The sequence below is a fragment of the Bacteroides sp. 519 genome (assembly GCF_010500955.1).
Taxonomy (GTDB): Bacteria; Bacteroidota; Bacteroidia; order Bacteroidales; family Bacteroidaceae; genus Bacteroides.
This window is the reverse complement of record NZ_QVMJ01000001.1, coordinates 240,076-263,418: the sequence shown is the minus strand read 5'-3', so window position 1 is coordinate 263,418 and position 23,343 is coordinate 240,076. Positions and strand designations below refer to the sequence as shown.

19 protein-coding genes and 1 pseudogene are annotated in these 23,343 nt (G+C 40.0%); 17 read left to right on the top strand and 3 right to left on the bottom strand.

The features are described from left to right. Positions 1–47: 47 nt before the first annotated feature. Together D0T85_RS23130 and D0T85_RS01080 are read left to right on the top strand one after the other, a co-directional pair. Positions 48–474: pseudogene (locus D0T85_RS23130) on the top strand (3'-5' exonuclease); the annotation flags it as partial. A gap of 173 nt (positions 475–647) precedes the next feature. Continuing rightward, entirely contained in the window at positions 648–1,721 is a 1,074-nt protein-coding gene (locus D0T85_RS01080; RefSeq protein WP_163209362.1) for a site-specific integrase, read from the top strand. 827 nt (positions 1,722–2,548) lie between these two features. Here D0T85_RS01080 and D0T85_RS01075 read toward each other — a convergent pair. Beyond that, complete coding sequence (locus D0T85_RS01075; protein ID WP_163209360.1) at positions 2,549–3,631, bottom strand: IS110 family transposase; 1,083 nt, start codon at positions 3,629–3,631, stop codon at positions 2,549–2,551. Positions 3,632–3,814: 183 nt separating this feature from the next. On the opposite strand from D0T85_RS01075, the gene D0T85_RS01070 reads away from it, so the two are divergent. The 12 genes from D0T85_RS01070 (at position 3,815) to D0T85_RS01015 (ending at position 16,049) form a co-directional block, all read left to right on the top strand. After that, complete coding sequence (locus D0T85_RS01070) at positions 3,815–4,345, top strand: dihydrofolate reductase family protein (RefSeq protein ID WP_163209358.1); 531 nt, start codon at positions 3,815–3,817, stop codon at positions 4,343–4,345. A gap of 93 nt (positions 4,346–4,438) precedes the next feature. After that, entirely contained in the window at positions 4,439–5,464 is a 1,026-nt protein-coding gene (locus tag D0T85_RS01065) for a sensor histidine kinase (protein WP_203558390.1), read from the top strand. Next, on the top strand, positions 5,461–6,216 hold the full coding sequence (locus tag D0T85_RS01060) for a LytTR family DNA-binding domain-containing protein (protein ID WP_163209356.1): 756 nt from the start codon (positions 5,461–5,463) through the stop codon (positions 6,214–6,216). Before D0T85_RS01065 ends, D0T85_RS01060 begins: the two co-directional genes overlap by 4 nt. 39 nt (positions 6,217–6,255) lie before the next feature. Then, positions 6,256–6,591 (top strand): DUF4405 domain-containing protein, encoded by a 336-nt coding sequence (locus D0T85_RS01055; RefSeq protein ID WP_163209354.1) that lies wholly within the window; start codon positions 6,256–6,258, stop codon positions 6,589–6,591. Positions 6,592–6,811: 220 nt separating this feature from the next. Then, the gene (locus D0T85_RS01050; protein ID WP_163209352.1) at positions 6,812–7,738 is read left to right on the top strand and encodes a DUF6268 family outer membrane beta-barrel protein; all 927 of its coding nucleotides are present in this window, start codon (positions 6,812–6,814) and stop codon (positions 7,736–7,738) included. A gap of 47 nt (positions 7,739–7,785) precedes the next feature. Further along, positions 7,786–9,078, top strand: a complete 1,293-nt coding sequence (locus D0T85_RS01045; protein ID WP_163209350.1) for a TolC family protein — start codon at positions 7,786–7,788, stop codon at positions 9,076–9,078. After that, complete coding sequence (locus D0T85_RS01040) at positions 9,075–10,133, top strand: efflux RND transporter periplasmic adaptor subunit (RefSeq protein WP_255495677.1); 1,059 nt, start codon at positions 9,075–9,077, stop codon at positions 10,131–10,133. The genes D0T85_RS01045 and D0T85_RS01040 overlap by 4 nt, the downstream gene beginning before the upstream one ends. 3 nt (positions 10,134–10,136) lie before the next feature. Further along, complete coding sequence (locus tag D0T85_RS01035) at positions 10,137–13,241, top strand: efflux RND transporter permease subunit (protein ID WP_163209346.1); 3,105 nt, start codon at positions 10,137–10,139, stop codon at positions 13,239–13,241. Between the two features lie 2 nt (positions 13,242–13,243). Beyond that, on the top strand, positions 13,244–14,113 hold the full coding sequence (locus tag D0T85_RS01030) for a lysophospholipid acyltransferase family protein (protein ID WP_203558389.1): 870 nt from the start codon (positions 13,244–13,246) through the stop codon (positions 14,111–14,113). 23 nt (positions 14,114–14,136) lie between these two features. Beyond that, entirely contained in the window at positions 14,137–14,475 is a 339-nt protein-coding gene (locus tag D0T85_RS01025) for a hypothetical protein (RefSeq protein WP_163209342.1), read from the top strand. Positions 14,476–14,599: 124 nt separating this feature from the next. Then, positions 14,600–15,430, top strand: a complete 831-nt coding sequence (locus D0T85_RS01020; protein WP_163209340.1) for an RteC domain-containing protein — start codon at positions 14,600–14,602, stop codon at positions 15,428–15,430. 271 nt (positions 15,431–15,701) lie between these two features. Then, positions 15,702–16,049: a helix-turn-helix domain-containing protein gene (locus D0T85_RS01015; protein WP_163209338.1), complete on the top strand. Its 348-nt coding sequence runs from the start codon at positions 15,702–15,704 to the stop codon at positions 16,047–16,049. Positions 16,050–16,185: 136 nt separating this feature from the next. Here D0T85_RS01015 and D0T85_RS01010 read toward each other — a convergent pair whose 3' ends face one another. Further along, positions 16,186–16,719 (bottom strand): antirestriction protein ArdA, encoded by a 534-nt coding sequence (locus D0T85_RS01010; RefSeq protein WP_163209881.1) that lies wholly within the window; start codon positions 16,717–16,719, stop codon positions 16,186–16,188. Between the two features lie 338 nt (positions 16,720–17,057). Here D0T85_RS01010 and D0T85_RS22975 point away from each other — a divergent pair, with 338 nt between their 5' ends. From D0T85_RS22975 to D0T85_RS01000, 3 genes are all read left to right on the top strand, one after another. Further along, positions 17,058–17,180, top strand: a complete 123-nt coding sequence (locus D0T85_RS22975; protein ID WP_255495676.1) for a hypothetical protein — start codon at positions 17,058–17,060, stop codon at positions 17,178–17,180. Positions 17,181–17,409: 229 nt separating this feature from the next. Further along, complete coding sequence (locus D0T85_RS01005) at positions 17,410–18,885, top strand: caspase family protein (protein ID WP_163209336.1); 1,476 nt, start codon at positions 17,410–17,412, stop codon at positions 18,883–18,885. Then, complete coding sequence (locus D0T85_RS01000) at positions 18,866–20,968, top strand: hypothetical protein (protein ID WP_163209334.1); 2,103 nt, start codon at positions 18,866–18,868, stop codon at positions 20,966–20,968. Before D0T85_RS01005 ends, D0T85_RS01000 begins: the two co-directional genes overlap by 20 nt. 262 nt (positions 20,969–21,230) lie before the next feature. Here the strand turns inward: D0T85_RS01000 and D0T85_RS00995 are convergent, their stop codons facing one another. Continuing rightward, positions 21,231–23,342: a type IA DNA topoisomerase gene (locus D0T85_RS00995; RefSeq protein WP_163209332.1), complete on the bottom strand. Its 2,112-nt coding sequence runs from the start codon at positions 23,340–23,342 to the stop codon at positions 21,231–21,233. Position 23,343: the final 1 nt, after the last annotated feature.

Below are 23,343 nucleotides of genomic sequence, written 5' to 3'. Positions count from 1 at the left end.
TAATCATCACATCGCATTTTATACTAATCTTGCTGATATATAAATAAATTGGGGAAAACGAAGAACTGAAACCAGTCGTTCGACATGTAGAAAAAACACAGGTTTTGATATTCAAGAATGAGAATGCAGAGATATCCGGCATAGCTGATTTGATTACAGCTTTCAAACAGTCCAAATCGCTTGGAGTTGTTTGAAGACTGAATTGCAAGCACAAAAATCATAGCCGATAAGCTAAAAGCATACACAGAGGATATTTACTTCCTTTCAAACCAAAGTTCTGCTTTCGTACAAGGCATCATCATAAGCTCTGCTCACATGGCAAAAGGATTGGAATTTGAAGAAGTAATCATTCCGCAAATGACCGACAAGAATTTCAATTCGGAAATAGATCGGAGTATGCTTTATGTGGCTAACAAGGCAATGCATAGGCTGACGTTGACTTATTGCGGAGAGAAAAGTAAGTTATTTTACTGATGATCAGATGCTTTCAGTTGTATCTTGCATCATTATCACCAAGAGTGATAATGATGCAAAAATAGTGATAATGACCAGAGTTACAAATAAAGAGTAATTCGACTTTCTTTATCGTAATGACCATTTGCTTAAGTTTGCACCTTTTTTAGAAACAACTATAAAAGAGCAAACTCATGAGACATACTTTTTCTGTTATTTTTTATTTGAAGCGGTTGTCCGGTTCAGCAAATAAGAATTTTCCCATAATAGCGAGAATCACGATTAATGGCGAAAAATGCACCATCAATACACAGTTGAAATGCCATCCAGATTTATGGAATGTAAAAGAGCATAAAGTTGGAGGGCAGACAGGTGAATCTGTTTTTATCAATGAAACATTGAACCAAATCAAAGCCCGGCTTAACCAGATTTACTTTCAACAGTCATTATGCGATGGGGACGTAACCCCTGAAATGATTAAAGATATTTATACCGGAATTGCTTACAGTAAGCGGCATCTAATTTCCTATTTCTCCATTCACAACGAGAATTTTCGTAAACAGGTAAATATCTCCCGTTCACAAGCTACTTATCAGAAATATGAAGCCATCCGGAAACACTTGGTTGACTTCTTGCAATCGACGAAAGGAATAGAAGATATCCCTTTATACAAAGTAAACCACCAGTTTATCTGTGAATTTGAAATTTATCTAAGAACAGTTTCCGGCTGCAATCACAACAGTACAGCTAAGTTCATGCAACTTTTTAAGCGGATTATCATATTGGCACTAAAGAATGGTATTATCAAGAATGACCCGTTTCAGGAATACCAAATCAAGCTAAAACAAACCAATCGCACATTTCTTACAATGGATGAAGTAAAATCTATCATGAAGCAAGAACTTCCCTATGAGCGGTTGGAACTTGTCAGGGATTTATTTCTTTTTGCGATTTTTACGGGCATTGCTTTCGTGGATGTGAAGAATTTAAGAAAAAAACATCTGCATACAGCCGTTGATGGCCATCAGTGGATTAGGTTTGAAAGGTGGAAGACCAAAGAAATGAGTAATATCCGGCTTTTTGATATTCCTACCAAACTGATTGAAAAGTACAGTGATTCAAAAAGGGAGACATTGTTCCCGATGTTAAGCAATCAGAAAGTAAATCAATACCTGAAAGAAATTGCCGAAACCTGTGGGATTAAGAAGCGAGTTACATACCATTGCGGAAGGCATTATGCCTTTTTTTTTGAGCTGAAAATGAATTAGTTGAAGAAAATAACCATTAAATAGGTAACGATTTAGAAACGAGCGAACTTCATATATCCGCTGCTATTACGCACAAAACAAAGAGCGACTTAATTATGGCGTAAAGGTACGAAATGTTCCCCATATTGCCAATATTTACAAAGATATTCCTACATACATCTTTTTCGTTAGAACCCACTCAATTATACTGAATGCAATAGCGGTATAAATATGTGGTTTTAAAACTTCTACTATTTCAGTAGAATCACTACCTTTGCATCAGAAATTTAGAATAATAGCGGATTAATTCCGTTTAGATATAACATAACGTTCGCTGAACGTCTCAATGTAGAAAACTGGTAATTTTCAAGAAAAGGAGACTATGGCGCAATGTTCATGCTATACGAAAGTATGGCGTGGGCTTGCACGTCTTCCTTTTCGGGTATACCAGTACCTCCTATGTTGTAATCCAAATAAATCACAGATTATTTTTTCAATTTAACATATTCAGCTATCTTTATCTCAGGAAGTTGAAGAGGAATCGGGCTCTGCTGAGGAGCAACCTGCCAGCAATAAACTTCCTGTGTTACACTGTAACAATATACGGGAGGATGGTCGAATCGGCTATCCTCTTTTTGTATAGTTACAGGCATCACCCTATGGCTAAGAAAACCTAAAAAAGAATCCTATAAAAACAACCTCCTATCAGTAGATCGTGATTTTATTCACTACTACATTTCCTTTTTCAGTTCTTACAAGACAAATTGCCGCATTCTCGTAGTAGCAGACTCCAATAGCTGCATGGCACTGGTTGCGGTCATTTAGTATATCGATTGTTTCTATGGAAATTATTTAACTGTACAAGGGACATATGCCTTCTGATTTTTCAAAACAAAATAAATCCGGTTTAATAATTTTCTTGCGATGCGGACAATAGCTTTGTTGGCTTCCATCTTTTTTACATATGTGTTATAACTTAAATTCAGAGCCGGATCTTTCCTTGACGCAATCCAGGCACTTTCAATAAGTGTCGATTTCAAGATCTTCTTCCCACGAAAACTAAGTTCCCCTTTATTTTCCTTTTCCCCTGAGGAATGACTCATGGGAATAAGCCCTACATATCCGGCTAAATGGTCTGTGTTGCTAAAGCGATTAATATTTTCAAGCTCTGTTAATAAAGTAATGGCTGATATAAATCCGATACCCGGTATACTTAAAAGTAAATCCATTTGATTTTTATATTTTTCTGACTGGAATAATTTCCGGATACTTCTTGTGATATCCAATAGCTTCCTGCGCTTTTCTTCTGCTTCCAGAATAAGTGAGTTCAGGCTCATCTTCCCTGATTCATATTCTAATACAACATCATTTTTCAGCCAATTCATAAATCCGCTTGACCAATGTTTTGCCGGATGAGAGAATTGTTCCGGATAATGTATCCCATAGAAGTATAGGAATGATTTAAGTCGTAACTTTATCCGAACCATATCCCGAACTAACATATGTCTTGTTCTGACCAAAGAACGGTCTTGCAAAGTTTCCATAGTTGGTATATGTATGCATTCTAACATTCCGGACTGTAACGAACGGGCAATCTTTCGGCTGTCAACAGGGTCATCTTTATAAATTTGCTCTTTTTGAGAAGTAGGGACATCAGCAGGATTTACGACAATGTTATTTACTCCCATTGCCGTTAAACTGTAGTGAACCCAAAAGCCACAGAATCCGGCTTCATAGGCAGAATAATAATTTGCTCCGGGAAAGTTCCTTTCCAAATAATTGACCAATGTCTCAGGACAGGGTGGTTGTGTAAATCTTTTGTGTTGTATGGTTTCTGTGAAAATTGATACCGTCCAACTCTTTAAATGAACATCAATACCTACATAGATATTTTGTCCTTCAAAATTTAGTTCTTTTCTTTGTGTGAGCATAAGTCCTTGAATTTTTATGGTTTGTAATTGCTAATCCAAATATAAGAATCTTGTGATTTATGCTTTTTTTATAATCCAGTACAAACATAAGGACTCTACATTGAAGTGTGTGAGTTCCACGCTTCTTTTTTGCGTGTTACTCCGGCGAGCATAACAAGAGTAAATAACGCAAATATTATCAACATGAAAAAGATTATCCTTTACATCGCCGCATCTATTGACGGGCGAATCGCCGAACCAGACGGTGGTATCGAATGGCTTTCGGAATTTCCCATTACAGAAGAAATGAATTATGGCTATAAAGAATTTATGGCTTCGATTGATACGATTATCATGGGAGGCCGTTCTTGGCGTGAATTGTCGAACATGGACGCGATGGGCGCGTATGCCGACAAAGCAGTCTATGTGATTTCTCGACATGATTGGGGAGAGAAAGAAAACATTAAATTCATTACGGAAAATGTGATTGAACGCATTACTGCTATGCGTAGCGAGCAGGGAGGAAATATTTGGCTGTTTGGCGGTGGCGAGTTGGTTTCTATGCTGTTGGCAGCCGATTTGGTGGACGAAATGCAGATAGCCTACATTCCGGCTATCCTCGGCCAAGGCATTTCCTTATTTCCCGAACAACCTAAAGAATCAAAATGGGAATTAATAGAAAGTAAAAACTATTCTTCCGGTATTATAATGGTCGAATATCAGAAGAGAAAATGATGAAAACTTAAATTCATCCCCCAAATAATGAAGTTCATCAGAAAAATCGGAAGATTTGCCTGAATCCCCAGCGAAAAAATCTACTTTTGATTCATGATACAGATTAAAAAGATAAATATTAAGCATGCGTTTATTTTTCTGTTTGCCACACTGCTTTATGCTTTGTGTCAAATGCTTTTTAGCGCGATTCTGATGAAAGAAGATGTAGGGGATAACTTTTTTACCCAACTGTCATCTCATTATATATTAATCCTTATAATGTGTATCGCAGATTACATATTATTACTATTCCTGAATAAGTATATACCCTATTCCAAAAACGTATTACTCCGCATTATAGCGGACTTTGTGGGGGTAATCGTAATCTGCCTGCTCGTATTAGGTATCTTCAATTACCTGATATACGATGTACTTCTTATTTCAAAAGATGGGCTGCCTTCTTTCCTTGTCAAGTTTGCATTTGGAATGACAAACAATATTCCTATTCTATTGGCATTCGAACTGATCCACTACTTCCAGTCCGAACAAAAAGCCATTGCCGATTCCGAAAAAGCAAAACGTGAAGCATTGCTGTTCGAGCATGAAACGCTGAGGGCGCAAATAAACCCGCATTTTCTGTTTAACTCGCTGAATGTGTTATCGTCATTAATCTATATGAATCCGGACAATGCGAATAAGTTTACCAAAGCCTTGTCAAAGACTTATCGCTACGTGCTTTCTCTGAATAGGCGACCAATGGTTTCTGTTGAAGAAGATTTGGATGCGCTGGAATCCTATATATTCCTGATGAAAATGCGGTTCGAGAACTCTTTTGCTTTCACGGTAAACAAAACGTGCGCCAGTGAAAAGAAGATGATTATTCCGCTTACCCTGCAACTGTTGATAGAAAATGTATTCAAACATAATGTAGCTACCGAAGAAATGCCATTGGATATAAACGTTATTATCGGAAGTGAATACATTACAGTTGAGAACAATATTCAGCCCTCGAATGATGTGGATAAAGGCGGAATTGGGCTGAAATACCTAACGAAGCAATATAAATTGTATGCCAAAGATGTAGTTGTTGAGCATACTCCCCAAGTGTTTATTGTAAAAATCCCCTATATACAACCATGAAGTACCTGATAGTAGAAGATGAGCGATTTGCATACGAAGAACTGAAACGTATGATGACAGAGTTACGTCCCGATTATTCGTTGGAGAAACGGACGAAAACAGTCATAGACACCATAGCATTTCTGAAAACTTCTGCTGTTGATCTGATTCTGTTGGACATCCGTCTTGCCGATGGTAATTGCTTCGAGATATTCAACCATGTAGAGGTCAATACGCCTGTTATATTTACCACTGCTTATGACGAGCATGCTATCAAGGCGTTCAAGCTGAACAGCATTGATTACCTATTAAAACCTTTCGATGAGAAAGAATTAGAGTCGGCATTAACCAAATTTGAAAATATCTTTCATACTGATTCTCTCAAAACCGACCCTAAGAATTTTGAACAGATATTGGCAGTGAAAAACAAAAACCGTTTCTTAATATCAAAAGGAGACAATTATCATTATATAGAAACGGCGGATATTGCCCACTTTTACAGTGAGGACGGAGTCGTGTTCCTGCATACATTCCGAAATAAAAGGTATATCATCAATTACACCTTAGACCAGTTGGAACAACAACTTGACAGCCGTTTGTTCTTCCGTGTATCTCGTAACTGCATCGGCAATGTAAAGTCAATCGAAAACGTGGCAAAATACTTTAACAGCCGTTTAAAACTCACTTTTTCGCCTGTCTGTCCACATGAAGTGTTGGTCAGTCGTGTACGCGTTCCTGACTTTCTGAAATGGATGGACGGGATTTTGGAATAAGCAGTGGAACTATTCAAAATGGCATCATCAATAAAAAACATGGAAACAACAAATAAGAAAGCATTTAACCGACGCAAATTTGTATCTGTCGGGCTATTTCTATCGCTGGCAATATTAGTTATGACGGGGGTTCTGATTCAGATTTATGAACACCTCGAAGAAGGTTTTGCTATACATTTCTTTGTCGGTGTTCATGTTCTTACGGGGATTTTCTTTTTGGTTATATCAATACTCCATATCATAATGAACTGGAGAGCATTGAAAAGCTATATCAAGACAAAGGATGTGAGCATTAGCAAGGAAACCATAGCAGCGATTGTGGCAGTAATCATTATTATCTTTATTGGGTTTCTTGGTGAATATCATCATCTATAACCCATATGTTTCCGACTTTCTGAAATGGACGGACGGGATTCCGAGATAATTTCAATTTAATATTTTTCTTTTTATGCGAGGGTGTGGAAAATTCCATGCCCTTTTTTCTGCATTTCATTTTACCGATTCTGAACTCCATAGTTATTGGCTTTTGGTATTACTTCATTCATCGTTCTTTTGCTGAAAAATAAGCGAATACAAACGTATAAATTTTAAAATCATGAAGTTAGTATCATTATTCTTAGCAGCATTGGGAACCCTATTATGTATCGAAGGGAAAGCGCAACAATTATCGTTCAAAACCGAATATCTCGGAAGTTCCGGTTATTATTTTTTGCCTCCCGGTGAAAAGCCGAGAGAGAAAATAGGCGATGCCAAAGGCTCCGCCGTTGTCTATCAGGGAGCATTCAACATGCCCCTATCCGTGAAGCTGAACGAGAACAATCGTCCCACTGCTTGGGGCATTGGCCTTGGCGGGTCTTACACTTCGTTAAACAATAAAAATTTCACGGATCACATGGTTTCCGAAATTATGAACCTGCAAGTGGGGCTTTATCACTTGCGACCCTTAAATGACCGATGGTCGATGCGGGCAAGTGCGGGCGTGGCGGTACTGGCTCCGTCTGCCGATCTTTCTAAAATCAGGTTCAAGCATGTACTTGGAAGCGGAGGAATTATCTTCATTCGCCACCTGAAACCCAATCTATCTATTGGTGGCGGTGTGGCTATCAACAGTTCGTTGGGTTATCCGATGGTGTTCCCTGCTGTGTACCTTAATTGGGAACTTAACGGGAAGTTCGATGTAAACGTGGAGTTGGTAGAAGGCTTAGACGTATCAGCAAGTTATAGTTTCAATGATTGGTTTAAACTATCGTATGCCTTAGAAATGAACGGACAGGCGGCGTTGTTGGAAAAGAACGGAAAAGATGTCATATTTTCCCATCAATATATCGTTACTGGGTTTCGTCCCGAGGTAAAGGTCGGAAAAACCGGATTATCCATGACTGCTATGGTTGGGTTGAATATATACCGTCCCGCCTCTTACAGCGACCGAACTTTGAAAGGAGTGTTTGCAACGGATAATGATTATTATTTCTCGACTTCTCCCTATATGTCAATCGGAATCAAATATAATTTCGGGAAATGAGAACGATTCTGATTTTGTTTGCCTTACTGCTCATAGGTAATACTGTCATGGCTCAAAATTCAAATGGTAAATTCACGCTTGACCAATGCCTTGACTTCGCTATCAACAACAGTTATGCCGCGCATAGGGCAAATCTTAATATCGACGAGGCGGGGCAACAGATAAACGAAGCCCGTTCGGGTGTGCTGCCACAGATAATCGCTTCGGGTAGTTTCGACCATAGTATGGTATTACCCACGACTATGCTCCCCGGCGAACTAATCGGCGAGAGCGGAACGCAAATTCCGGTTCAAATGGGTTCAAAGAACGAACTGGATTTCGGCGTTTCCGTTGAACAGGTTATTTTTTCTCCCACTTTATTCACGGGAATTAAAATAGCCCGTAACAATCAGGAACTCCAAAAACTTCGGGCGGCAATGACAAGAGAGGAAATCATTTTCGACGTAAGCAATGCTTTCTATGACATTTTGGGCAGTATGCAGGAATTGGATAATATCAATTATATGATTGCCAAACAGCATTCGCTTTACCGACTGACAGAAAAACGGGTAGAAGAAAACGTAACACGAGAAGTCGATCTGAACCGCATTAAAGTAAACCTGACCAATTTGCAGGCGCGGGGCAAGAATATGGGAAATATCATATCGCAACAGAAGCGTTACCTGCAAATTCTGATTGGTATTCCTATCGAAGATACTTTCGATGTAGATGATTCGGAAATGAAAAGCATAGGTATGTCTGAATATCGAGAGTGTTCCCAATCATACAACAGAATAGAACTCGACGTTCTGAACAAGCAAAGGGAAATGTTGGAACTCGAAATCCGCAGCCATAAAATGGAGTATCTGCCAACCCTGTCGGCTATTGCAACCGCAGGGTATCAATTTCAATCTAACAGGCTGAACCTCACAAAAGACCCGTGGTATAGTTCTGCTATTGTCGGCGTTCGTTTGACTATCCCAATTTTTGACGGCTTAGGTAAACGAAGCCGGATAAAGCAGAAACAGATACAAATGCAAAGTTTGGATTGGGATATTCGGGAGACACGGCAAACCCTATCTGTCAATTACTTGAATGCAAAAAATCAATTAGAGGTAATTTATGAGTTGGTGCAGGCACAATCCGAAAACCTGCAACTGGCAGAGAAAGTATATACCCAGACAATGGCTTTGTACACCGAAGGTTTGGCGAACATAACTGACCTTCTTGAAACGGAAACCTCCCTGCACGAAGTAAAAATAACCTATACCACAGAACTTATCCGCTATAAAAAGACGGAAATAGACTTACTGAAAGCAAGCGGAACACTTGAATCCTTATTAAGCGACACAAGAAAATGAAATCAAAAATAGTAACACCAATCATTATAACGGTTTCCATTGTCGGTCTTATCGCATGGAAACTGGTCGAGAACAAACAAATCATCGACCGCAATGCAGAGTTATCGTTGACCATAAATACGGTCGTTCCCGTCACGGTCGAACAGCCCCGATATATGGATTTGAGTGAAAAAATCAGTGTAAACGGTCGTATTGATTCCGAAAACGAGTTGACCGTTTACTCAAAGGCACAGGGCGTTGTCGTGAGAAAACACAGAAAAGCAGGCGATGTTGTCAACCGGGGAACCTTGATCGCACAACTTGAAAATAATGTAATACGGGAGAACCTGCGCCTCTCCGAATTGGATTTTGTGAAAGCGAAAAAAGATGTTGAACGTTTTCAGAGCCTTGCATCCATCGGTGCGGTAACTCTACGCGAGCTGGAAGATGCACAAATTACCCTGCGAACTATCGAGAGTAGGATAACCGAATTAAAAGATCAGCTAAACAATACGACCATTATATCTCCCACTTCAGGAGTCATTAACAAGGATTATTTTGAAGAAGGAACATTGATTTCGATTGGCAGTAGTGTTGTCGATATTGTGGATAATAAAGCATTGAGAATGTATGCCAACGTAACAGAGCAAGAGGTGTTGAAACTAAAACCCGGCATGGAAGCAACTATCATAACAGACGCATATCCCGGTCGTGCGTTTACTGGTATTATTAAGGCTATTTCTCCAAAAAGCAACGAACAGTATTACTATTCGGTGGAATTGTCGTTAAACACGCCGGATCTACAACCCGGTACGTTCGCTACCGCTATTTTCAACATAGACGGGAATAACCGCAACACTCCGGTAATAAGCCGTGAAGCCATTGTCGGCGGAATGAAAGACCCTCATGTATTTGTAGTGCGAGACTCCAAAGCCTATAAAGTAGCCGTGCAAGTTGGAATCTCGGAAGGACAATACATTGAAATAACCAATGGCATATCGTCTGATGACATGATTGTAAAAAGCGGGCAAATCAACCTGATTGACGGTACAGAAATATCCATCCTAAATTTATAAGAAATGAATATCATAAAAACGTCAATCACCCGTCCGACCACAGTAGTTGTGGCGTTCGTTATACTTGCCTTTTTCGGTATTTATTCTTTAACCCAACTAAATAGAGTGTTAATGCCGAGTATGACGTTGGACGTTATCTCCATCAGCACCGTTTATCCGGGAGCCGGAGCCGCCGAAGTAGAAAACTCGGTTACTAAAAAGATAGAAGATGCAGTCTTTTCCATAGAAGGAATAGATGAAATTACTTCAACTTCAATGGAGAATTATTCCTTAGTAACGATTCACTTAAAAGCCGGAACCGACCTTGACAAAGCACTTCAAAATGCACAGCGGAAAGTAAATGCTATACGTTCCGACCTGCCGGAAAGCGTAAAAGAGCCGTCCATCAATGATTTCAGTTTGGCGGATATTCCTATTATGACTATCGGTGCAACTGCCAATATGGGCGAAACGGAGTTTTATGATTTAATCGACCATGAAATAAAGCCTGCACTGGAAAGGATTCCGGGAGTAGCACAGGTAGCATTAATTGGAGGAAGTGAGCGCGAAATACAGGTCAATATCAATGAAGAAAGAATTGCTGCATACGGGCTTTCCATTCTTGACGTCAGCAACATATTGATTAACTCCAACCTCGATTTTCCTACCGGACAGATAAAAAGTACGGGCAAGCAGACACAAATCCGCTTACAGGGTAAATACAACAATCTCGTCGATATAGAAAATATAATCGTAAAGTATATGCCCGACGGAACAGCCGTCAAAGTGAAAAACATAGCCGATGTAAACGACGGGTATAAAGATGTGGAAACCCTTAGTCGGGTAAACGGAGTACCGTCTATCGGAATCACAGTACAGCGTTCCAGCGATGCCAATACCGTGAAAATTTCCGAAGCCACGCACGAAATACTCGACGCTCTGCAAGTAACCTACGAGTCGGTCGGACTCAACTTTATGATAGCAGCAGACAATGCGGAGTTTACGCTGGAAGCCTCTAACTCTGTAATGATCGACCTTGTGATAGCAATCGTTCTTGTAGCCCTCACGATGTTATTGTTCCTAAGTAGTGTGCGCAACTCTGTCATTGTTTCTATTGCGATTCCGCTGTCTCTTGTTTCCACATTTATTGTGATGTATCTGTTGGGATTCAGTCTGAACCTGATGTCGCTGCTGGCGATAACGCTTGTAGTCGGCATATTGGTCGATGATGCTATTGTGGTGATCGAAAATATCCACCGCCACATGGAAATGGGGAAAAACAGGATGCAGGCGGCATACGACGGATTGCGTGAAATAAGTGGGACAATTATTTCCATCACACTGGTTCTGGTCGTCGTATTCATCCCTATTTCATTAACACAGGGGACTATCGCCAATGTCTTCCGTCAATTTGCTGTTACTATCGCCATTGCGGTATTGTTCAGCCTGTTGGTTTCTTTTACCGTAGTGCCATTGCTTTATTCCCGATTCGGGAAGATAAATGAGTTCAATCGCGGGAGCCTTATCGGGAAAGGTATTCATGCTTTTGAAAGCGGGATAGAGAGGATCGCGGGTTGGTTCTCCAATCTTTTAAGTTGGTCGCTGTCGTACAAGCTAATTACTTTGGCTGTAACTCTTGTTCTTTTAATTGGTTCTGTGACCCTGATAACGTTTGGTTTTATCGGAAGTGATTTAGCCCCGCAAGGAGATCAGGGACAATTCGTTATCAAGATAGAGTTACCCCGCGATGTTACCATCGAACAAACCAATCAGGCAACCTACCGGGCAGAAAACATATTACGGAGCAGTCCCTTCGTTGAAACCGTATTTACGACCGTAGGGGCAGAGGAGAACGGACAACCGCAAGCCCGTCTGGCCGACCTCAGGGTAAAGATGGTTCCGCACAACGAGCGCAGTATTTCATCTTCTGATTTCTCACGCGAAGCCAAACAGTTTATCTCCCAACATATCCCCGGAGCGCAAATATGGGTGGCAATGACCGACCTGATGGGAAATATCGACGAGGCTCCGGTACAATATCACATTACCGGGCACAATATGGATTCCGTGCGGGTAGCCGCAAGCCTTATTCTTGGCAGAATCAAGTCCGTAAAAGGAGTTGTCGATCCCAAATTATCCGCCGAAGAAAGCAGCCTTGAAATCAGTATCATTCCCGACCGTGATAAGATGTCGGCTATGGGAATCCCTTTCGAGGTGTTAGGCAGTACGCTCAATAATGCTTTCAGTGGGAACAATGATGCAAAGTTCAGGCAAGGCGAATACGAATATGACATTAATATCCGCCTTGATAACTTTGACCGCAGGAACATAACAGACGTTGAAAATCTCACATTAATAAATACCTCCGGCGAAGCAGTCAAACTGAAACAGTTTGCCCGTATAGAAGAAACCGATGCGCCGGGCGTCCTCGAACGTCGTAACCGGAGTGCTTCAATAACACTAAACAGTCAGGTCGGAGGACGACCAATAAGCGATATTGGGCAAGACGTAAGCCAACTAATAAACACGCTCGATTTACCGGAAAACATTACGATTATTCCCGGCGGTGAACTCGAAATGCAGGACGAAAGTTTCGGTACAATGGGACTGGCGCTTATCATTTCCATACTGTTGGTTTACCTCATTATGGTATTGCTGTACAATAACTACATCTACCCCTTTGTAGTATTAATTTCCATTCCGCTTGCCATCATAGGTGCATTGCTCGCTTTGGCTCTGACGATGGATACCCTTAACCTGTTTACCCTATTGGGTTTATTGGCACTCATAGGGCTTGTCGCCAAAAATGCCATCATCTTAGTTGATTTCACTAATCAGTCGAAAGAAAAAGGCATGGAACTGAAAGCCGCACTCATCGAAGCAACCCGCCAACGCTTCCGCCCAATCCTAATGACATCGGCTGCAACGGTAATAGGCATGCTTCCCATCGCATTGGCAACCGGAGCGGGAGCCGAATGGAAAAACGGTCTGGCTTGGGTGATGATCGGGGGATTGATTAGTTCGATGTTCCTGACGCTCATTGTTGTGCCGGTAGTTTATTATCTAATGGATAAAATGTTGGCAAAATTGGGATTGGGTAAGAAAAAAATTATTGAAATAAAAGAATGATAATGAAACAAATTTTGCAAACCATTGCATACAGAATCCTATATGGGATTGTCTATATCGTAAGCCTGCTGCCGATGACGTTCCTGTATGCAGTGGCTTCTTTCGCATTTTTCCTCTCTTATCATGTTGTCGGATATAGGAAATCCGTTGTGATTCAAAATATTTCGCGCTCTTTCCCCGATATGAGATATGGAGAAATTCGCTGTGTGGTAAAGAAATTCTATACCTGCTTTACCGCCTACTTTGCCGAAATACTTAAAAGCATATCCGCTCCGGCAAAGGTTCTTGATAAGAAGATAAGGTTTGAAAATTTGGAACTTATAGACAGACACATGAACGCCGGACGGAATGTTATTGCTTGTCTGGGGCATTGTGGAAATTGGGAAATGTTGAACTTTATGCCTTATAAACTTCGCCACGATATGTATGCCGTTTATAAACCTCTGCGGTCGGGCATAATGAACAGATTGATGATTAAACTCCGGTCGCGGTTTGGCATGAAGCTGATACCTGACAAATCGGTTACACGTCATATTCTGACACAAAAATCATCCTCTGCTGTTTACTTATTTCTGGCCGATCAATGCCCCCGGATAAAAGAAGACAAATACAAATTTAAGTTGCTGAATCAGGAAACATATATCTTTTCAGGCATGGAGAAATTGGCGCGTATAAGTCGTTCAACAGTTATCTATCTTCATATTACTCAGCTATCAAAAGGAAGTTATAAAGTAACGTGCATTCCAGTATGCTCTGATGCAGAGTCTACAAATGAAAGAGAGATAAGCCAGAAGTATGTGGATTTACTAACCGAAAATATCAAAGAAGAACCATACAGTTGGTTATGGACACATAAACGATGGAAGAGATAAAACATTTAAAATCAATATAGCTTATGAATTATTTGCTTGGCTTAATGCCTCATTCTTTTGCTCTGATTCTTTCGGATGTCCAAATTAAGGACTCCCAAATTGAGACCTACGATCTTTTAGGCGAAATAATCGCCGCTATGCCATCGTCCGGCAAAGAGTTGAAAGGTGTCGGCAACGACTTCTTTGTAGTTTTCAATGATAATAAAATAGAAACATACAACGCTTTCTGCAAAAAGATAGCCTCTTTGCCAGCTTCGGATAAGGTTGTAGTTCGTGTTGCCAATGATTACTTCTCAGTAAAGCGAATCTGGCGGATTAAGAGATACGATAGAAGCTGTAATATACTGAAAATAGACCAATGATAAACCAATGAACTATTTGTTTTTAGTCAGATCAATAATAACGGCGTTCATAATGATCGGATATTTGTTCGTTTTGTATGGTTTCCTAAAAGCACTTCATGAAGAAGACTAATATTAATAACTTATGATTCAATTTACTTCTCGTCTAAAGAAAGAAATAGATGCAAAGATTGAGATAATAGAATCCTCTGAAATCAGTATGATCACAAAGTCATTAGAGGCTTCCCGTGTATTTGTCGAAGCATACAATCAATTAAAAACATTTGTTTTGTCATACACCTTTCAGAGCGAGGAGGAAGAAATTCTATTTTTTAAGGAAATTAAGCCAAGACTGTGTTTCCGGTTAATTTATTACCGGAAATTATACAATATTGAAATGGATCGACCTACGGGAATAGAGAAACAACGCGAGTATCTAAACGATTTACTAAACAGTATAAATAGATACAACGGCAAACGACTTGATTTCATCCGTTATTATCGTTCGGGGTCTTCTTGTTTTGACTCCCTTTATTTTTTACGGGGACAAGCAGATACAGAACAGTATATGGAAACATTCTCTCATGAATTTGATCCGAAGTTCTCTACAAACTGCGATTTTAAAGTGGCGAAAATCTTAGCGAACGATATGCTTTCTGATTATCTGACGAGGGAAATTGAAGCATTAAGCGAAAATAACAATTTGATAATGGGTTCATTCGGTTTTCCAGCTACTAAAATAACATGGAAAGGAACAAAAGCCGAATTTCAGGAACAGATTTTATCATGGGATAGTGCGGCTACATTCGGTGATGTGCCACAGACACAACTTCACAGTTATATGCAAAATGTATTTAACATTCAAGTAGATAGTAATCTTTCACGAGTTACTGACGATTTGAAGACAAGAAACACTCCCACTCCCTATATTGATAAACTAAAAGCCGCTCTATTGCGGCGTATGGGTAGGAAATAAAAATACCGGGGTCGGTATTTATCCAAAAACACCCGATTTTGATGCTGATTCAGCTCAAAATCGGGTGTTTTCATTTATAATTCATCTATATCGTAAAAATACCGGCCTTTTCCCGTTTTTCCTCGTCTCTTTTCACAAGAAAATCCCCTTTGTAAACCCTTGTAGACAGCCGTTTTGCTAAAAACTTTCAAGAAAAGTCATACCGGCCTCGTTATCAGACATTCATAAATGCCCGAACTTTGCATCAGTAACATACAGAAATACAGAGGTTATGGATAACGATGATATACGAAAATGGATGCAAGAATGGTTCGAACGTTTCATGAATCGCTTCGACCGATTGGACGAAAATTTAGGAAATATGTCAGGCAGATATAACTTTTTGGACGGCGAACGCCTTTTGGATAATCAGGACTTGTGCCAATTACTTCACGTAACCAAACGTACCCTGCAACGCTATCGGGCAACGGGTGAATTGAAATTCTACACCATTCATCAAAAGCCTTATTATAAAGAGGGCGATGTAGACGCGTTTATCAACGCAAGATTCTCCAAAGGAGAAAATGAAGAACCGGAGCAACCGGACGGCGAAGAGCCGGAAACAGAACCGGACGAATAACCATGTTTTTTGATTGAAGTGCTTTACAGTTGTGCCCCGTATTGTCGAGAGATAATGCGGGGTGCGTTTTTTCATGCTTGCCCCAATGAAAAAAGGCGGGAATTTCCCGCCTTCGGTTTTTGAAAGAAGTTTTCCGTTAGCTGCAACGGAAAACGTAACCGGAACTGAACCAGTAATCGCCGATAAAAAGGTCGCGTGCAAATTTTTCATAGTCGAAATACGTTTTAGCAAACTCCGGCAAGTCGTAACATTGTTCGACAACTTCATAAGCGTAATCTTCTTCGTCTTTATAAGTGCCTTGATAATCGTCGCGGAACGAATCAATCAATCCGCTAATATCGTCCGTATCAATATCGCGGCTGTTGTTATCAAGCCAAAGGTAAAAGGCTTCCTGTTCATCGTCGCCCAACTCCGAAACGGCTTCAATCACTTCAAAGAGGTTATCCGAAATCCAGCTTTCATTGATAAGCCCGTCGGGGATATTCTCGTAGTCCTGAAACATATATTCAGCATCCGGCTCGTCGCTGTGTAATTCGCGGCAAGCGTCGTAAAATTCTTCTTTGTTGGAATAATCCGAAAGGTCTAACCACTTTCCGAAGATAGAACCGTTATTGTACTTGGCATAAGTGCCTACATAAACCCGTGCTTCTGATAAAATTACATTTCCCATGACTTCAAATTTTATGACCATACGGTCGTTGTTTTATGGGCGATTTCCGGTGTAGGTTTTAGGGCGGTCAAGTTTTTGTTGGGAAATACGCTCGCCCGGAACGGGAATGAGGAAGATTTTTCAGCAAACGCAGCCTGAACTTTACTGCCCGTTAAGAAGCCGTAAACACCTTTGCCCGCTAAATACACGCACCCGGTCGGGAAATATTAAACAAGTCATGGGATTTAATAAGAAGCGCGGATATGGTACTTATGCCCTGTAAACGGTATGTTGGAAAGTGATATAAGCCCTGCTCAATCCGATAAAGAATAATTCTGCTTGCCACATATAAGCGACGAATGCTGATTTATTCAGGACGAAGGAATACCCGGCGTTATGTTGAAAGGTGGGATAACCGTATGGATGATAGCCGGGAATTGGGCGGAACAGGAAAACAAATTGGCTTGTTGGTAGCCTGCTAATGGAGGTAAGGACGATATTAGCGGGTGTATAGTGGCTGGTTGTTAGATAATTGGTATCTTTGGGACGAAATTGTTTAGTTGATGAGATGAGTATCTTCTAAGCTTTTTTAGTTGAATTATTGAAGAATATTTTCGCATACACTTGAAATCATTGCTTGTATTTACCGCATAATTTCTACCTTTTATCGGTTATGGCATTGTATTTTGTGTTTATAAATATTGATAATGTATGAATGTAGCTATACTAATAGCATCTGAAAATTATGCAGATCCAAATGAGAAATTAACTGCGCCAAATAAAGATATTAATCTTTTGGAGAGTAAATTGAGGGAATATTGTATCTATGATAGATATATGTCTTTGTTGATAAGTGCTGGTGAACCCCAAAGAGGAGCGAAACAAAAAGTAGAAGATATATTTGTCCAACTAATTGTAGAAGATATTGAAAATATTCTATTTTATTTCAGTGGGCATGGCTATCATAATGCAACGCATGAATCCTTTTTGTGTCTCAATGATCTTGAAGATCTGGGAATTAAAGAAGTGACAGAGTGGATTATTGCTTTGTCTCCTAAAAGTTCATGTATAATAGTTGATGCATGCGAAAGCGGAGAAGAAATTATAACGGAATATGGAGGTTATGCAGATGATGATTCTTTGGGTTTTTTCGGCATCTTTGCATCAACGCCCACAACTTCAGCATTCGCTTATCCTAATAGTAGCTTATTTACCAGTGCATTTTGCGAAGCTTTAGATGATCATTCACTCTACACGAATAATCAATTGTCGATTAGTAGAATATATGAATATATAAATCATATATTTCAGTTAAAAGGTATAGCACAACGCATTAGTATTCAGGGAGCCCAAAAGGATGTGCAACCTTTTGCTCTATGGAGAAAAGCACCTCCTCATTGTAAAGCTCCATTTGTGGATCCATTTTACATGGAACGAAGTGATGAAACACACTTGATTAATAAATTGTTAAAAGAAGGAACTCTCCTTCTTTGCGGTGATACAAAGGTCGGTAAAACATACTTATCCCTTTCTTTGGCAAAAAAATTATGGCGGAAAGGTTATGATTTTTTGCAAACAAATAATTTGGATACTGCTAGGAATTTCTTATCTCTTACGGATCATCCTCGTGTCTGTCTATTAGATGATCCATATGGTTCATGGAAAACATTTTCGGATTCCAACCGACATAAAATTGTTTCGGATATTATTTCAAATAAACCTATTACAAACCTTTTGATAATAACCTCTCGAAAAGATATTATACTTGAAATCTTTGGGCACAGTAATCTCATTAACTGCAAAGAAGCCTCTGTCGATTGGCAGGAAATATACTCAGAAAAAGATGTGTTGATACAAGCTTGGGAAATTTATTCTTCTCTGATGGGGCTCAGCGATGAGAAAATAACAGAATATATAGATTATTTAAATTCTTCGGAGAGCATCCTCAACATAGGTAATTTGAAAACCGTCAGTACTATGTCTAAAGATGATATAGAACAAAAAGCGTTGCTAGATATTGTTCACCTATCACAAATCGATGCAAAGCAGCAAGCTGGGATATATTTAAATAATAAACCGGAAATATGGGATATCTGTTGTGTTATGGCATTAACCTGTAATACCATAGATCGTGTAACCAATAATGATATAGCTTTTATACTCCATAATGAAATATCCTTCAATTGAGGAGCGAGAAGAGAAAAATTTCAGAACATCCAGTCTGTTTTATGAACCTAAAATTCCGCAATACGAAAACCTAATAGAAATTGACGTAGATATAAAAAAACAAATTTTATGGCTTGAGCAACAGAATGTTATACAGGTTAATGATGAGGGGATTAGATTTACCCATCCTTACCATCAGGAAGTGTGTATTTATATGATAAGTAATCTGAATGATCGGAGACGAAAGGTTCTCATTCGCAACTTGTATAATTCCATTAATTGTTTAAATCCTAGCGCAGCATTTATATGCTCTAAAAACATCAGATACTTAGAGTTGTCAGACGATAGCCTCTATCATGCAGCTATAGACATTCCTATATATTATTTACATAAACCTTTATTTCCGAAAGTTAGAGATTCAATTCTACAATATTTTATCGAAAGAGAGTTCGATATGTCACCTGAAGAGACAAAAGAATTAACAGAGCTAATTGCTGATGATTCTTCATTATATATTTATTGGAATGAGGAAACGCCCTATTATGACGAATACTCTTTTTTAACACATGAATTTCAACAAAGAAAATTAACTCCCGAAGAATATATTCAAGGTATTAGTGTCATTAACAGAAATGCCCTTATCTCATCCAAGCTTCTAAATCAACTACTGTTGCATCATAGAGACAATGAAGTTGATTTTGAACAAAATTTATTTGAGAAAGCTATTCATGCAGAAGAAGAGTTCTTAAGAACTACAGCAATCAAATATCTCTTCCATTTTCTAAATAAAATAGACAATGTATACATAGTGGGACTGTTGAAAGATAATAAACAGTACCTTCTTCCTGATACATCGTATAAAGTTGTCGAACTCTGTATTAATAATTTTCACAAAGTTGATGAGTCTATAAAGGTGATATTTAAGAATCTCATATTCGACATTTTCCAGCAAAAAAACAATTGTCTCAGATGTGGTAGATTAATGTTACATTTTACTATAGATTATGGTTCGGTAGATATTCATTGGAGAGATTTTAATGAAGAGCAACAATTAGAATTGTGGAATCTCTGGAAAGAAGTTTTTCCGATATTTATATCCAATATGGATCCGCGAGTTGCGTCATATTTGATGAGCGGACGTTATTCTAGAACTTTAATGGATTTTGCAGAAAAAGTAACTCCGGAAGAATATATTACAATATTTGAAAGCATTTTATGTTTTTATAAACTACAGATTGAATCTTGCTCATTTGAAAGAGAAAACCAGTTAGTAGCCTTGTCTTTAGCTTTTGACATAACCCGCAATGTACCCAACGCACGAAAAGATATTGTTTCTGACATCCTTAAACTTGATAATAAATACACTACTAATTATCTGATATCTGTTTGTACGGCAAACTGGACTTATTTAAGAGATGATGAAAAAGAAAGAATAAAAGAACGTATTCTTGCTGATGACTATGCTGCTGCATTAGCTTTATTTTGCCCTAACTGTCCTATTGAATTGCTACACTTAATTACAAGAAATAATTCGCTGAATTTAAGCAATATACATGGTGTTTTGCCTACATTCAGTCAGAAACTACTAAACTGTAGTATTGATGTATTTACTACGAAAAAAATACTGACGAACTATTACTATGATTGTTATGCAGAAAATACATTTGCCGCTAAATTCCTATTATACCTATTTGAAAATGAAAACGAGCGGATGTACGATATCTCTTCGGCATTACTATCAAATAAATTGATGACACGAGAATTGTGGCTTAAAGTCAGTCTTGTAACACAATTCTACAATGAATTAGCTCTGGCATTAAGAGATTTGTTTGATTTAGGGTACCTTATTGACCATTACGGCGAGTATTGGCTATTGTTATTTACTCGATTTGTAGCTGAAGGTAAGAGTGATGAATTTGTAGAATATTTTTTCTATACAATTTTCCGATTGAAGTCAAAATTTCCAGCTACAAGTCAAGACGAGTTTAAAAAACTATTTCCATCAATGATAATGACTTATTACAATACCGAATATTATAAAGAAACCATCAAGAATATCAGCGACAAGGTAGAAGCTAAAAGTAAAATGAATTTTGAGTCATAATCACATATAATAACGTGCTGTTTTTCCAAAGACATTGACAACACGTTATAGCTCTAAAGCCTACATAAATAGGCGTCCGAAGCCTTGCCCCGGACGCCCTCCACTAAAAAAATCCGCAGAAGTTAAAGTAAACATCCCTATTTACAATGACTATGCTCTTTGGACTTTCTTAGCGGCAAATATACGACTAAGCGAGGACAATGCAAAGTTTTACTTTGGCATTGTCGAGCGGGAGTATATTCTTGTAAAAAAAGTTAATCATTTACTTTGATTTACTTCTTTTCCCGCCCTTGCCTTTCTTCGGGGCGAACTCAAAAATAGTCTTATAATCAGCGTCGAAAGCGACAGCCGCATCAAATGTGCTGCCCGTCTTACTGCTCACGAAGCCCTTAATAATTCCGGTCTTTCCGTTCATCAGAAGCGTAGTAAGCTGTGAATCCGACAACTCCTTTTTCGCAATAGAGCGGAAAACCGTCAGTCCGCAATTCTCATTATTGCACTTGGCGACTTTTGGGTAGAAAACCACGTTGCCATTTCCACACTTCGGACACGGGCAGTTCTGGCGGTTGTCCTTACGCTCGAAAGGCATCTCCAACAACTCGGCTGTAATCTGCGAAGCATACACCTCTATCGAACGGTGGAATGTCGTTGCATCCATTTCGCCTGTGCCGATTTTCGAGAGAGCCAACTCCCAGCTTCCGGTCATGGCCACGTCAGCGATTTTCTTATCGCGGACAGCCAAATAGACAGTCAGTCCCTTGTTTGTCGGGACAAGCAATTTCTTTTCCCGCCGGATATACTCGCGGGCAAAAAGCGTTTCAATAATCGCAGCGCGTGTTGCCGGCGTACCGATGCCGCCCTCTTTCATCGCTTCGCGTTCTTCTTCGTTTTCACATTCCTTACCTGCCGATTCCATAGAAGCAAGCAATGTCGCCTCTGTGTGTAGCGGTTTCGGCTTGGTCTGCTTCTCCTGTATTTCCAAATCACGGAGGGTAAGCGTATCGCCCTCCGTCAAATCGGGCAGCACGGTTAATTCTTCGCCGTCCATTTCTTCCTGATCGGCTCCAAAAACTTCACGCCAACCAGGATGTAATGTTATGCTGCCCCTTGCTACAAAGTGTACACCTCCGGCTTCTAATGAAACGGTGGTGTTCTCTTTGATGCAACGTTCCCCGAAGGCTTCCAACATCCGCCCGGCAACCATATTATAAATGATTTGCTGTTCTTCGGATAATCCCGAAGCGGGATCTTCCGTAATAATCAGCGCATGGTGGTCGGTAACTTTCGTATCATCCACCGGACGGCTATTTAGCGTAGTGTCGAAACGTTTGTCGATATACCTGCCGAACAACGGATGCGAACGGAGCATAGCAACCAAATGTGGTATTTCCTCAAATACGTCTTGGGAAATATAGCGGCTTCCGGTTCTTGGATAGGACAATACGCGCTGTTCATATAGTTCCTGTGCTATCGAGAGCGTTTTATCCGCTGAAAAACCGTGCTGCTTGTTCGCATCTTTCTGTAAAGAAGTCAGGTCGTAAAGCAAAGGCGGTTCTTGGCGAACTTCCTTTCGTTCTACACCCGTAACCCGAAGCATTCCGGCTTCGCGGATTGCTATTGCCGCTTCATCTGCCGATTGGCGTTTGTCGTACTTGCTTTCGGACAGTGTGCCAAATGCTGTTGCATCTTTTGCCGTATGCGCTTTCAGGCGGAAATAAGTCTGCGGGGTAAAATCCTTGTTCTCCATATAGCGGGAACAAATCATCGCCAGCGTCGGGGTCTGCACCCGACCGAGCGACCAGATACCGCTTCCGGCGGTGATGGATAACGCTTGGCTTGCATTCAGTCCGACTACATAATCCGCACGACTGCGGGCTTGCGCCGAAAGAAATAAGTTGTCGTAATCGCTTCCGGGGCGCAGGGTTTGGAAACCGTCACGTATGGCGCGGTCGGTAAGCGAGCTTATCCACAATCGGCGACAAGGAACTTTGCACCCTAAATAATTATAAATGTAGCGATGGATAAGTTCTCCTTCTCGACCTGCATCACAGCAAACAATTATCTCGCTGGCACGGCTGAACAGGTCTTTTATGATGTTCAACTGTTTCATTACTCCGGGGTCGGGTTTATACTCCTTGCCCTCTTTGATTTGCCGGGGAACAAGTAAAAACTCTTTCGGCAATATCGGTAAGTTCTCACGTTTGAAGCCTGTTATTCCGTAGGCTTCCGGCATGGCGAGTCCGACAAGGTGTCCGAACGCCCATGTTACGGCGTAACCGCCGCCTTCAAAATATCCGTCTTTTCGGGACGATGCACCCAGAATCGCGGCAATACTTTTTGCCACACTGGGTTTTTCCGCTATACATACTTTCATC

Coding starts and splice junctions, on each gene's coding strand:
- D0T85_RS01070 (WP_163209358.1), top strand. CDS start 3,815: ATGAAAAAGATTATCCTTTACATCGCCGCATCTATTGACGGGCGAATC.
- D0T85_RS01050 (WP_163209352.1), top strand. CDS start 6,812: ATGAAGTTAGTATCATTATTCTTAGCAGCATTGGGAACCCTATTATGT.
- D0T85_RS01060 (WP_163209356.1), top strand. CDS start 5,461: ATGAAGTACCTGATAGTAGAAGATGAGCGATTTGCATACGAAGAACTG.
- D0T85_RS01000 (WP_163209334.1), top strand. CDS start 18,866: ATGAAATATCCTTCAATTGAGGAGCGAGAAGAGAAAAATTTCAGAACA.
- D0T85_RS00995 (WP_163209332.1), bottom strand. CDS start 23,342: ATGAAAGTATGTATAGCGGAAAAACCCAGTGTGGCAAAAAGTATTGCC.
- D0T85_RS01015 (WP_163209338.1), top strand. CDS start 15,702: ATGGATAACGATGATATACGAAAATGGATGCAAGAATGGTTCGAACGT.
- D0T85_RS01030 (WP_203558389.1), top strand. CDS start 13,244: ATGAAACAAATTTTGCAAACCATTGCATACAGAATCCTATATGGGATT.
- D0T85_RS22975 (WP_255495676.1), top strand. CDS start 17,058: ATGCTGATTTATTCAGGACGAAGGAATACCCGGCGTTATGTTGAAAGG.
- D0T85_RS01035 (WP_163209346.1), top strand. CDS start 10,137: ATGAATATCATAAAAACGTCAATCACCCGTCCGACCACAGTAGTTGTG.
- D0T85_RS01075 (WP_163209360.1), bottom strand. CDS start 3,631: ATGCTCACACAAAGAAAAGAACTAAATTTTGAAGGACAAAATATCTAT.
- D0T85_RS01010 (WP_163209881.1), bottom strand. CDS start 16,719: ATGGGAAATGTAATTTTATCAGAAGCACGGGTTTATGTAGGCACTTAT.
- D0T85_RS01055 (WP_163209354.1), top strand. CDS start 6,256: ATGGAAACAACAAATAAGAAAGCATTTAACCGACGCAAATTTGTATCT.
- D0T85_RS01020 (WP_163209340.1), top strand. CDS start 14,600: ATGATTCAATTTACTTCTCGTCTAAAGAAAGAAATAGATGCAAAGATT.
- D0T85_RS01040 (WP_255495677.1), top strand. CDS start 9,075: ATGAAATCAAAAATAGTAACACCAATCATTATAACGGTTTCCATTGTC.
- D0T85_RS01080 (WP_163209362.1), top strand. CDS start 648: ATGAGACATACTTTTTCTGTTATTTTTTATTTGAAGCGGTTGTCCGGT.
- D0T85_RS01025 (WP_163209342.1), top strand. CDS start 14,137: ATGAATTATTTGCTTGGCTTAATGCCTCATTCTTTTGCTCTGATTCTT.
- D0T85_RS01045 (WP_163209350.1), top strand. CDS start 7,786: ATGGCTCAAAATTCAAATGGTAAATTCACGCTTGACCAATGCCTTGAC.
- D0T85_RS01005 (WP_163209336.1), top strand. CDS start 17,410: ATGAATGTAGCTATACTAATAGCATCTGAAAATTATGCAGATCCAAAT.
- D0T85_RS01065 (WP_203558390.1), top strand. CDS start 4,439: ATGATACAGATTAAAAAGATAAATATTAAGCATGCGTTTATTTTTCTG.